Source organism: Microbacterium salsuginis (assembly GCF_012524205.1).
GTDB lineage: Bacteria > Actinomycetota > Actinomycetes > Actinomycetales > Microbacteriaceae > Microbacterium > Microbacterium salsuginis.
Genome location: NZ_JABACI010000003.1, coordinates 252751 through 265066 on the forward strand (window position 1 = coordinate 252751; position 12316 = coordinate 265066).

The 12316-nt window shown below is 71.0% G+C and carries 8 protein-coding genes; 2 read left to right on the top strand and 6 right to left on the bottom strand.

Annotated features, from left to right (window positions below; translation table 11 throughout):
• Positions 1-77: 77 nt before the first annotated feature.
• Positions 78-3443 carry an endo-1,4-beta-xylanase gene (locus tag HF576_RS11590; protein WP_168912977.1) on the top strand — a complete coding sequence of 1122 codons (3366 nt, stop codon included), beginning with the start codon at positions 78-80 and terminating at the stop codon, positions 3441-3443.
• 73 nt (positions 3444-3516) lie between these two features.
• Here the strand turns inward: HF576_RS11590 and HF576_RS11595 are convergent, their stop codons facing one another.
• Genes HF576_RS11595 through HF576_RS11610 form a run of 4 tightly spaced genes read right to left on the bottom strand, consistent with a single transcriptional unit; the run spans position 3517 to position 9117 of the window.
• Positions 3517-5889 (bottom strand): beta-xylosidase/alpha-l-arabinosidase, encoded by a 2373-nt coding sequence (locus HF576_RS11595; RefSeq protein WP_168912978.1) that lies wholly within the window; start codon positions 5887-5889, stop codon positions 3517-3519.
• The gene (locus tag HF576_RS11600; protein WP_168912979.1) at positions 5886-6782 is read right to left on the bottom strand and encodes a carbohydrate ABC transporter permease; all 897 of its coding nucleotides are present in this window, start codon (positions 6780-6782) and stop codon (positions 5886-5888) included. The genes HF576_RS11595 and HF576_RS11600 overlap by 4 nt, the downstream gene beginning before the upstream one ends.
• Before the next feature lies 1 nt (position 6783).
• On the bottom strand, positions 6784-7821 hold the full coding sequence (locus tag HF576_RS11605) for a carbohydrate ABC transporter permease (protein ID WP_168912980.1): 1038 nt from the start codon (positions 7819-7821) through the stop codon (positions 6784-6786).
• A gap of 3 nt (positions 7822-7824) precedes the next feature.
• Positions 7825-9117: an ABC transporter substrate-binding protein gene (locus tag HF576_RS11610; protein ID WP_168912981.1), complete on the bottom strand. Its 1293-nt coding sequence runs from the start codon at positions 9115-9117 to the stop codon at positions 7825-7827.
• Between the two features lie 134 nt (positions 9118-9251).
• Here HF576_RS11610 and HF576_RS11615 point away from each other — a divergent pair, with 134 nt between their 5' ends.
• Positions 9252-10409 (top strand): ROK family protein, encoded by a 1158-nt coding sequence (locus tag HF576_RS11615; protein ID WP_343234251.1) that lies wholly within the window; start codon positions 9252-9254, stop codon positions 10407-10409.
• A 49-nt stretch (positions 10410-10458) separates the two neighbouring features.
• On the opposite strand, the gene HF576_RS11620 is transcribed toward HF576_RS11615, so the two are convergent.
• Positions 10459-11571, bottom strand: coding sequence for a Gfo/Idh/MocA family protein (locus HF576_RS11620; protein ID WP_168912983.1), 1113 nt, complete (start codon positions 11569-11571; stop codon positions 10459-10461).
• Positions 11550-12248, bottom strand: a complete 699-nt coding sequence (locus tag HF576_RS11625) for a ThuA domain-containing protein (protein WP_168912984.1) — start codon at positions 12246-12248, stop codon at positions 11550-11552. Before HF576_RS11625 ends, HF576_RS11620 begins: the two co-directional genes overlap by 22 nt.
• Positions 12249-12316: the final 68 nt, after the last annotated feature.

Below are 12316 nucleotides of genomic sequence, written 5' to 3' on the forward strand. Positions count from 1 at the left end.
CCGTAACGGAGCGCTCCATACGCGCGCTCACAGGATTAGTTTGCGAGCACCACAAATGGAGCGCAAAGGAGCGCGTTGTGACTCGAAGCCGTGTCCGCCTGTCCGTCACCGCGGCGGTCGCCACCGCCGCCCTGCTGATCGGTCCCGTTCTCCCCACCGCGGCGACCGCGGCCGAGCCCCTCGTCGTCCTCTCGAGCGACTTCGAGACGACGGCCGATCCGTGGAGCGGCCGCGGGGCGACCGTGGCGATGACGGATGCCGCCGCCCACGGCGGCGCGCAGAGCCTCGCCATCACCGGTCGCACCAGCAGCTGGAACGGCGCCGCGATCGACGGCGCGCTGTTCCAGCCCGGCGTCGAGTACACGGTGTCGGCGTGGGTGCGCCTGCTCGACCCGGCCGGGGCGGCGACCGGCGTCAACCTCGGCATCAACCAGCCGGGTGCGGCGAACGAGTACCCCTGGGTGGGATCGCGGCTGACCGTCGGTGCCGACTGGGTGCAGCTGACCGGAACATTCGTCAACGACGCCGCGCATCCCGTCGCGCAGCTGTACCTCGAGGCCGAGTCCGCGACGGCCGAACTGCTCCTGGACGACCTGCTCATCACGGCACCCGATTCGCCGGGCCCGGGCGGACCCGAGCCCGGCACGATCGTGCTGGGCACCGACTTCGAGGCCGGTCTGGCGGGCTGGGCGCCGCGTGACGGCGGGCCGGGCGCGCCCACCGTGGCGTTGTCGACCACCGCACACGGCGGTGCACAGTCGGCCCTCGTCACCGATCGCGTGAACCAGGGCGCCGGCATCGGGCACGACATGCTGGGCCTCCTCGAGGCCGGCGTCACCTACGAGGTGTCGGCGTGGGTGCGCTTCGCCGAACCCTCGCCAGGAGGCGAGCTGTGGTTGAGCCTGCAGCGCGATGCGAACTTCGCGACGCTCGGACAGTTCACGGGGATCACGGCGGACGGCTGGACGCAGATCACCGCGACGTTCACCATGGGCGCCGCCGAGACGACCTCGCTGCTGTACTTCGAGACGCCGTGGGAGGGAGAGGGGGTCGCGGGCGACACGAGCGACTTCCTCGTCGACGACGTGGTGGTGCGGGTGCCCGAACCCGCCGTGATCGAGGACCTGACGCCCATCAAGGACACTCAGCCCTATCCGGTGGGCGTGGCGATCGACAGCCGTGAGACGTCGGGTTCGGCATCCGATCTGCTCCTGCGTCACTTCGACCAGATCACGGCTGAGAACCATATGAAGCCCGAGGCCTGGTACGACGAGGCGGGCGTCTTCCGTGCTCACCCCGACGCCGACGCGCTCATGCAGTTCGCGGTCGACAACGACCTGCGTGTCTACGGCCACGTGCTGGTGTGGCACAGCCAGACGCCGGCGTGGTTCTTCCAGAACGACGCGGGCGAGCCGCTGGGAACGACGGATGCCGACAAGCAGGCGCTGCGCGACCGCCTGCACGAGCACATCTTCGCCATCGCCGAAGACCTCAGCACGAAGTACGGTCTTTTCGGCGACGGCAACCCGCTGGTGGCGTTCGACGTGGTCAACGAGGTCATCTCCGACAGCGCCGACTTCGCCGACGGACTGCGACGCAGCGAGTGGTACCGGATCCTCGGCGAGGAGTTCATCGATCTGGCCTTCCGGTACGCCGACGAGGCGTTCAACCAGACCTACGCCGCCGCGGGAGCCGACCGCCCCGTGACGCTCTTCATCAACGACTACAACACCGAGCAGAGCGGCAAGCAGCTGCGCTACAAGGCGCTCGTCGAGCGGCTGCTGGCGCGCGGCGTGCCCGTGGACGGCGTCGGCCATCAGTTCCACGTCAACCTCGCGATGCCGATCTCGGCGCTCGAGCAGGCGATCACGGCATTCGGCGACCTGCCGGTGACCCAGGCCGTCACCGAGTTCGACGTGCCTACCGGAACGCCGGTGACCGAGGCGCTGCTCGTCGAGCAGGGGTACTACTTCCGCGACGCGTTCCGCGTGTTCCGCGCGCACGCCGAGGACCTGTTCCACGTCACGGTGTGGGGGCTGACCGACGGCCGCAGCTGGCGGTCGTCCAACGGCGCACCGCTCGTCTTCGACGACGGCTACCAGGCCAAGCCGGCGTATCACGGCATCGTCGACGGCGAGCTCCCCGAGCGACTGCGCACCGCGAACGTCTTCCAGGGCGACGTGCCCCTGGACGACGCCGCTCCCGACGCCCTCGCGTGGCGGCAGCTGCCGCTGCACGACATCGATGGCACCGCCGGGTTCCAGCTGCGCTGGCAGCCCGATCACCTGACGGCGTACGTGACGGTGACGGATGCCACGGCCGACGCCGTCGACACGGTGACCTTCACGCTCGGAGAGTCCGTCTACACCATCGCACGCGACGGCGGCGGCGACGTGCCCGCGATCATGCGGCCCACCGCGGAGGGATACGACCTGGTCGCTCATCTGCCGCTCGAGGCCGCGGCATCCGGCGACGCCCTCGCCTTCGATGTGTCGATCGCCGACGGCGCCACCACGTGGGGCTGGAACTCGCCCGGCGCGGTCGGGACGCTCACCCTGATCGAGCCGCTGTCGTACCTCGAGGTCGCCGAGACTGCGACGGCGCCCACCCTCGACGGGACGGTCGACGCGGCGTGGGCGCAGGCCGCGGCGGTCGCGACCGGCACGCAGGTGCAGGGCGCCGAGACCGCGAGCGCGCAGGTGCGCACGCTGTGGCAGGAGGGCACGCTCTACGTCCTCGCCGAGGTCGCCGATCCCGTGATCGACGTGAGCGGCTCGGATCCGTGGACCCAGGACTCCGTGGAGCTCTACGTCGATCCCGGCAACGCCAAGAACGGCTCGTACCGCTACGACGACATGCAGGTGCGGATCAGCGCCGAGAACGTGGTGTCGTTCGGGACGGGGGACGAGGCGTTCCAGCGGGCTCGCGTCCAGAGCGCGACCGCGACCGTCGACGGCGGGTACGTCGTCGAGGCGGCCATCGACCTGCTGGAGTACGGCGGCGCGGCGACCTTCCACGGCCTGGACTTCCAGGTGAACGACGCCGCGGACGGCGCCCGGCTCGGCATCCGCAACTGGGCCGACCCCACGGGGACCGGCTATCAGTCCACCGCTCGGTGGGGCGTCGGACAGCTCGTCGCCGCTCCCCCCGTCGACCAGCGCGTCGAGTCGGCCGTGATCGGGCTGCCCCACTCCCTGATCGCGCGGCAGAACAAGCGCATCACCTACACCGCGCTCGTGCTGGCCGCCGAGACGCCCACTGGCGAGGTGACCGTGTACGACGGCGACACCGCCGTGGCCACCGCCACGCTGGACCGCCGAGGCACGGCACGCCTGCAGTTGCCGCCGCTGTCCCGCGGCGTGCACCGCCTGTGGGTCCAGTACCACGGCTCCGATCGCGTAAAGGAGTCCGCTTCGGTGCGGATCCCGGTGCTCATCCTCTGACCCCCCGGACCAAGGGCCGGACGGCGCTCTCCATGAGAGTGCACGGACACCGGCCCTCGGTCTGTGCGACGGTTCAGGGCTCGGGGGTGACCATGACCTCGGCGTGCAGCGCCCGGCCGAACCCGACGTGGCGGGGTCCGCCCGTGATCCGCACCGAGCGGGTCGCGACGATGTCGGCGCTGGAGCGTCCGAACCCGAGCACGATCTCGCCAGGCTCGACCACGCGTCGCCCGTCGGGTCCGGTGAAGGCCGTGAGATCCGCGGGAACCTGGAACGACACGCGCACGCGCTCGCCCGCCTCGAGAGGCACACGTGCGTACGCGACAAGCCGCTGCACCGGGCGCACCACCGAGGCCACGGGATCATGCAGGTACAGTTGCACGATCTCGACGCCGGCGCGGTCGCTCGCGTTGCCGATGTGGATCGACACGGTGACCGAGCCGTCGGTGGCCAGCTCCGGCGCCGAGGCGACGGGATCGGACCACACCGACAGCGCGTATCCGAGCCCGTGGCCGAACGCGTACGCCGGCGACGGGTCGATGTTCGAGACGCCGTTCGGGCGCGCGAGGGGCGAGGCGAGGTAGGTCGAGGGCTGTGCGCCGGGGTCGCGCGGGACGCTCACCGGCAACCGGCCGCTGGGGTTGACGCGGCCGCTCAGCACGCCGGCGATCGCGCCGGTGCCCTCCTCGCCTGCGAAGAACGTCTGCACGATGGCGGCGGCGCGTTCGGGCGCCGAGCCGAGCGCGTAGGGGCGGCCGGCCAGCAGGGTCACCACCGTCGACGCACCGGTGTCGAGCACGGCATCCAGCAGCGCCTGCTGCGCGCCGGGCAGCGTGAGGTCGGCGGCATCGCAGCCCTCGCCGCTCGTGCCGCGGCCGAAGAGCCCGGCCCGATCGCCGAGCGCCAGCACCACGACATCCGCGTCACGGGCGGCGGCGAGCGCCTCGTCGAAGCCGTCCGTCTCTCCGCCGTCGATCGTCGTCCCGGCCACGTGCACGATCTCGGCGTGCGGGAACTCCGCCGCGAGCGCCTCGCGCAGGGTGGGCAGCGAGATGCCGATGGGGAATTCCGGATGCCGCACGCCCACGTGCGACGGGAACGAATAGCACCCCAGCACCGCGTACGGGTCGTCCGCGGCGGGGCCGACGACCGCGATGCGGGCGGGGTGGGCGAGCGGCAGGACGCCGTCGTTGCGGAGCAGGACGACCGCCTCTTCGGCGATGCGGCGCGCCAGTGCGCGGTTGGCCGGAGGGTCCAGGTCGACGCGCCCGCGGACCCCGTCGGCTGACGGGTCGGGAATGTCCGCGAGCACGTCGGGCACCGGCGACCAGTCGGGGTCGAGCAGGCCGAGTTCGGCCTTCTGGCGCAGGACGCGGTGCAGCGCCCGGTCCACGAGCGCCTCGTCGACCTGGCCGGCCTCGACCGCGCGCACGAACTCGGCGCCGAAGGTCTTCACGGTGGGCAGCTCGACGTCGATGCCCGCCGCGAGGGCTGCGGCCGCGGCATCCGTCCACGTCTCGGCGACGCCGTGCAGCTGGCGCAGGAACGCGATCGAGAAGTAGTCGGCGACGACCGTGCCCTCGAAGCCCCACTCGTCGCGGAGCAGCGCGGTCAGCAGACGGGCGTCGGCGGCGGTCGGGATGCCGTCCAGATCGGTATAGGAGTTCATGACCGAGCGCACGCCGCTCTCGCGGATCGCCATCTCGAACGGGGGCAGCAGCACATCGGCGAGCTCGCGCGGACCCACCGAGACCGGCGCGAGGTTGCGCCCGCCCTTGGACGCCGAGTATCCGACGAAGTGCTTGAGCGTCGCCACGACGCCGGCCGACTCGACACCCTGGATGTACGCGGTCGCGACCGTGCCGACGAGGTACGGGTCCTCGCCGATGGTCTCTTCCACACGCCCCCAGCGGGCATCGCGCACGACGTCGAGCACCGGGGCGAGCCCCTGATGCACCCCGACCGAGCGCATGTCGGAGCCGATCCGCTCCCCCATCTCGCGTACCAGCGAGGGGTCGAACGTCGCACCCCAGCTGAGCGGCACCGGGTAGGCGGTGGCACTCCACGTCGCGAAGCCCGCGAGGCACTCCTCGTGTGCGAGCGCCGGGATGCCGAACCGGTTCGCGGCCACGATGCGCTGCTGCGCGCGCTGCAGCGACAGCGCGCCCGTCGCCGGATCGACCGGCGCGGTGCCGAAGGGACGGGTCAGCTGGCCGAGGCCCGACGGCAGGATCGCGTCGAGATCGATGTGGTCGTCCATGTCGTGCTGGTGCGGCGCGACGTCTTCGCCGTCGTCGGATGCCCCGACCCACACGCCGTACAGCTGCGCGACCTTCTCGGCCACCGTCATCTCGGCCACGAGCGCGTCCACGCGCTCGTCGACGGGCAGCGCCGTGTCGTTCCACGGACCGCGCGTGCCGGTCGTGGCCTGATCGTTCAGGGTCATCCCTTCACCGCTCCTGTCAGTCCACCCACGATGCGCTTCTCGGCGAGGAGGAAGAACGCGAGGGCGGGGATCATCGCCAATGAGGTGTAGGCCAGGATCGCACCGGTGTTCTGCGAGTACTGGCTGGAGAACTGCGTCACCCCGAGTGGAAGCGGCCACAGCTCCTGCGGGAGACTGCCGGTGCTGATCACGAGCAGCGGCAGGAGGTAGCCGTTCCAGCTGGCGACGAACGCCAGGATGCCGACGGTGATGAGGCCGGGCTTGGACAGCGGCAGCATGATGCGCCAGAAGAACCCGATGCGCGTGGCCCCGTCGATCATCGCCGCCTCTTCGAGCTCGGCGGGGATCGCGCGCAGGAACGGCACCAGGATGATGATCGTGGTCGGCAGCGCGAACGCGATGCCCGGGATGATCACGCCTAGATACGTTCCGTGCAGGCCGAGCGTCCGCAGCAGCAGGGTCAGCGGCAGCGCGGCGACGGTCAGCGGGAACATGAGGCCCGCGGCGAAGAGGGTGTAGAGCCCCTGCCGCCCGCGGAAGTCGTAGCGTGCCAGCACGAAGGCGGCCATGAGGCCGGCGACGACGACACCGATGGTCGTGGCGACCGCCAGCACGGTGCTGGCGAAGACGTTGCCCCAGAAGCGCGGGGCGCCGAGCACCTCGGCCCAGTTCTGCAGCGTCCACGGGTCGGGGAAGCCCGCCGGGTTCGCGTTGAGGTCGGCGGTGGTGCGCAGACCGCCCATGAAGACGTACAGGACAGGACCGACGGCGATCGCCGCGATCACGAGCGCCACGAGGTAGACGAACGGCTGACCCCAGTCGAACCCGCGTCGGACGGGCTGGACGTCGCGCGGCTCGGTGCCGCCGGTCACGATGGTGGTGGTGGCCGACATGTCAACGCACCTTTCGCTTGTGGCGGACGCCGGCCTCACGCCCGCGGCGGGCACCGGCTCCTGTGATCGATCCCGCGAGGTCGCGGCGCAGCGCGAAGCGCTGATACACGAGGGCGATGACCAGCGAGATGACGAACAGGATCACGGCGATGGCGCTGCCGTAGCCCGGCTGCCCGGCGAACTGACCCTGCTGCACCATGTAGGTCGCCATGGACTCGGTGCCGATCCGTCTCACTGCGGGCGAGACGGTGACCCAGATCATGTCGAAGACCTGCAGCGAGCCGATGATCGACAGGAAAGCCCAGATGCGGATCGTGGGGCCGAGGAGCGGCAGCGTGACGTACCGCTGGATCTGCCACCAGCTGGCTCCGTCGATCGCCGCGGCCTCGGCCAGCTCGTCGGGCACTCCTTGGAGCCCGGCGAGCATGAGCAGGATCGCGAATCCGATGTACTTCCAGGTGAGGATGAAGAAGATGGTCCACAGCGCGAGCGTGGGATCAGCGAGCCAGTTCTTGGCCAGGGCGCCGAGTCCGATCGACTCGAGGGTGGCGTTGAGCGCGCCGGAGGGCTGCAGGATGAGGCGCCACGACAGACCCGCGATGACCTCGGCGAGCACGTACGGCACGAAGATCAGCAGTCGGAACACGCTGCGACCGCGCAGGCGCCTGTTCAGCAGCAGCGCGATGGCGATCGCGATGGGGCCCTGCACGAGCAGCGACATGAACAGGATGAAGAACGTGTTGCCGATGGCGCGCTGGAACTCGGGTGTCGTCAGCGCGCGCACGTAGTTGTCGAGGCCGATGAACCGGCCGGAGTCGGCGAGATGCGACCACTGGAACGCGGGCGGCAGGTTGTAGAGGCTGTAGACCGCCGCGAGGATCACCGGCAGGATCACGAAGCCGAGGAACAGCACGAGGGCGGGAGTGACGAAGAAGAAGATCTCGAGGCGCTTGCGCCCCTCGCCGCGCCGCTTCCGGCGCACGGGTGCAGGGCCCGGGCCCGCGGTGACCGCGGGCCCGGGTGTGGTGAGAGTGGTCATGGCCTACAGAGTCGCTGCCGCGTCCTGCATGCGCTTGACGACGTCTTCGGGCGAACCGTTGCCGGCGAACAGGTTGACGATTCCCTCGTTCATGGCGTTGCCGACGGTGGTGCCGAACGCCGTGTCGAACCAGAGCTGGACGAAGGATGCCTCGGCGAGCCCCGCCGCGACGGCCTGGAGGTTCTCGTCCTCGATCGCGTCCTGTGCCGCGGGCACCGTCGGGATGCCGGAGCCGCTCTCGGCGAAGCGCCGCTGCACGTCTTCGCTCATGATGTACGCGAGCAGGTCGGCGCACTCCGGCGGGGCCTCGGCCGCACAGCCGAAGCCGTCGCCGCCGCCCAGTGCGGCCGTCGGGTCGCCGGCCGCCCCCTCGATGCCGGGCATCGGGAACCAGCCGAGGAACGGCGGAACCTGCTCGTCGGGAGTGAGCCCGCCGATGGTGCCGACGTTCCAGTGACCCATGAGCTCCATGGCCGCCTGGCCGTTGGCGATCATGCCCGCCGAGCTGCCTGCGCCCTCCTGCGGGACCGTGCCCAGGAAGCCGTCCTGGAACGGCTCGAGGCCGATGAACTCCTGCAGCTGCTCGCCGGCCTCGACCCAGCACGGATCGCTGAAGTCGAACTCGGCCTCTGCCGCCGCGAGCGTCTCGGGGGAGCAGGACTTGAGCGCGAACTGGTACCACCAGTGCGCGGCGGGCCAGCCAGCACCGGCGCCGACTGCGATCGGCACCACGCCGGACTCGCGGAGCGCGCCGACGGCGTCGACGAGCTCATCGAAGGTCTCGGGCACCTCGACGCCGGCCTCGTCGAACATGTCGGTGTTGTACCAGAAGCCCTCGATGCCGAACGTGAAGGGGATGGCGTAGGTCTCGCCGCCGACCTGCCACGGGCCGACGGTGGCGCCGACGCTCTCGATGGTCTCGGGGATGGCGTCGTCGAGCGGCATGAGGTAGCCGTTCTCGACCTGGTCGCGCAGCTCGCCGCCCGGCCACACCTGGAAGAGGTCCGGCGGGTCGCCGGCCGCGAGCGCGTTGGGGATGAGGGTGCGCTGAAGCTCCTCGTTCTGGTAGCCGGTCTGCTCGACATTGACGCCCGGGTTGGCCTCCTCGAACTCGGTCGCCACTTCCTCCCAGACGTCGGGGAGCGGTCCGTTGGTGGCGTTGTGCCACCACGTGATCGTGACGTCGCCGTCGTCTCCGCCGTCGCCGTCGCCTGCGGCGCATCCGGCGAGCGCTCCGGCCGCGATCCCTGTGGCGGCGACTGCGGCGAAGACGCGCATTTTGCTGCGTGTGTTCATCTTCGAACCTCTCGAAAGTTTCGACGTCAACGTCGAAAGTGATGTGGACCCGGCAAGAGTACGACGGAATCAGATTTGAGGTCAAGGCCAACAAATACCGATTCGGCAACGGCCCAGCCCCTACAGTGAGGATCGTGAGTGATCCGACACCGGCGGAGGGCGTCCGTCAGCGCAATCTCGCCCGCCTCCTGCGTCTGGTCCACCTGGAAGGACCGCTCTCGCGCGCAGCGCTCACGGAGTCGACCGGATTGAACCGCTCGACCATCGCCGACCTCGTCGCCGAGCTCGCCCGCGAAGGGCTGGTGGTCGAGCGTGCGCCCGACCCGTCGCGCCGCGTCGGCCGCCCCTCCCCGGTCGTCGCCGCCGATCCCCGCGTCGTCGCGGTCGCCGCGAACCCCGAGGTCGACGCGCTCACGATCTCGGCCGTAGGCCTTGACCGTGGCATCCGTCTGCGCGAACGCATCGAGGTCGACCACCTCCTCACCCCCGACGAGACGGCGCAGCTCATCGCCGACCGCATCGCCCTCTGGCGCGACGGTGCGCTGGCCGGGTCACGCGTGGTCGCCGTGGGCGTCGCTGTTCCGGGTCTCGTGCGCGCCGCGGACGGGCTCGTGCGCAACGCTCCGCACCTGCGCTGGACCGAAGCGCCCGTGCGCGACCTCGTCGCGGACGCGACCGGACTTCCGACCGCGGTCGACAATGACGCGACGCTCGGAGCACTGGCCGAGCATCTCTTCGGCGCCGCGCGCGGCATCGACCACGTGGTCTACCTCAACGGCGGCGCGAGCGGCATCGGCGGCGGGCTCATCGTGCACGGGATGCCGGTGGCCGGCGCCGGCGGCTACGCGGGCGAGTTCGGCCAGAACCGGCCCGGGATCGCGTCCGACGCCGACCGCCGCGCCGATCACGGCGTGCTGGAGGACGAGGTCAGCCGCACGCGGCTGCTCGCCGCAGTCGGCCTGCCGTCCGCCGACGAGCCGACGCTGGCGCGCGCGGTCGCCCAGGCCGGAGCCGCCGCGGCCGACGAGGTCGCGAGGCAGCGCCGCATCCTCTCCACCGCCCTGTCGAACGCGGTCAACGTGCTCAATCCATCGGTGGTCGTGCTGGGCGGCTTCCTCGCCACGATCGCCGAGGTCGACATCCCGGGGCTCACCGCGCTGGTGCGCGAGCAGGCGATGGCGGCGAACGGCGACGACCTCGAGATCCGTGTCGCCTCGCTCGCGGAGGACCGACTGCTGATCGGCGCGGCCGAGGCCGCATTCGCCGAGCTGCTGCGCGATCCGACCTCCTGACGCGCGTTTCGTCTCGCTCGCTTCGCTCCCTCGCTCAACGACCGGTGGCTCAGCCGCGTTGCGGTCGTCGCCAGTCCGAGGCGGGCGTGAGCGGCACGAGATCCGGGCGCGAGACGGTGGTCGTGAGCGTCTCGCGGGCGCCCGAGGCCGCCGAGGCCTGCAGCAGCGTCATGATCTCGAGCACGTGCAGCGCCATGTCACCGCTCGCGCGTCCGTCGCCGGCGACGAAGTCGATCAGGCCGACACCGCGGCCGGCGTCGACGAATCCCGCCGACGGCTCGAGCGTCTGCCATTCCCCACGGCCGCCTCGCGCGGGGGCAGCGTGCACGCGCACGTCGCCGGCGAACTGGTTGGGGTCGGGAACGATCAGCGATCCGTCCACGCCGTGGACCTCTATCGGCGCAGTCGTGGACGCGACGCCGTCGAAGCTCATGGTGACGGTCGAGAGGGCTCCGGATTCGTGATGCAGGATGCCGGTGAGATGCGTGTCGACCTCGACGACGATGCTCTCGCCCGCGCGTGGCCCTGACGCGATCACGCGCTGGGCGCGCGAGCGCGACGCGGCGCCCGAGACCGAGGTGACGGCACCGAGCAGCTGCACCAGCGACGTGACGTAGTAGGGGCCCATGTCGAGCAGCGGCCCGCCGCCCTCGAGGTAGTAGAAGTCGGGATGCGGATGCCACGACTCATGGCCCGCCGAGATCCAGGTCGCCGCCGCCGACACCGGCCGGCCGATCCGTCCCGCGTCGATCGCCGCGCGGGCCGTCTGCACTCCGGTGCCCAGCACCGTATCGGGCGCAGAACCCAGGCGTGTGCCGGCGGTGGCCGCGGCATCCGTCATGCGACGCGCGTCGCCCAGTGTCGCCGCCAGCGGCTTCTCGCCATAGACGTCCTTGCCGTTCGCGATCGCGGCCAGGGCGATCTCGGCGTGCGCTCCGGGGACGGTGAGGTTGAGGACCGTCCGGATGCCGGGGTCCGCGAGCAGCTCGGCGGGGCTCAGGGCGCGGCAGCCGGGGATCGCCTCTGCGGCGGCGGCTGCCCGCGCCGGATCGAGGTCGGCGACGGCGGCGATGCGCACCGCGTCGGCGTCCCGCAGCGTGTCGAGGTACTGCTTCGAGATGACGCCGAGGCCGACGATGCCTACCGGGTGCGCGCTGCCCACAGCATCCCCCTCTCGATGATCGTGCGCACGTTGGCGTCCTGCAGGACGTCGGGGCTGTGACCCGGCGTGGCCACGAAGACGCGGCCACGACCCCAGTCGCGCGTCCATACGGCCGGCGAGACGATCGGCCGGTGCCACGGGTGGTACGGCTGCACCGGGTGCGTCGTGGTGGCGAGCACGTCGTTCAGGTCGTCGTGCAGCACCCAGTACTGCTCGGTGTGGAGCGCGAAGTCGTCGATGCCGGCCATGATCTCGTGGCCCCGGCCGAGGTCGGTGAGCTCCACGGTGTAGTCGAGGTAGTTGTCGGACTGGTCGCCGTGCACCTCGTCGGGATGCTTCGAGGGATGCGTGGCGAACTGGCCGCCGACGAGCTGCAGGTAGTCCGAGCTCGCGCGGTACGAATCGGCGATGCCGCCGTGCCAGCCCGCGAGTCCGGTGCCGGCGGCGACCGCATCTCGAAGGCCGCGGACGGCCTCCTGCGAGATCTCGGACATCGTGACGCTCTGCACGATCAGATCGGTCGCCGCCATGCGGTCGGCATCGGCATAGGTCTGGGGATCCGTCTCGATCGCGACGTCGAACCCGCTCTCGCGCAGGAAGGGCACGAACAGGTCGGTCGCCTCGACCGGGTGGTGGCCGTCCCATCCACCGCGGACGACGAGTGCGGCGCGGGTCATGCGGTGGTCTCCGCGAGCGTCGGCGCTGTGAGGGCGGAGGCGCGCACTCTTTCCGCGACGGGAGTGTC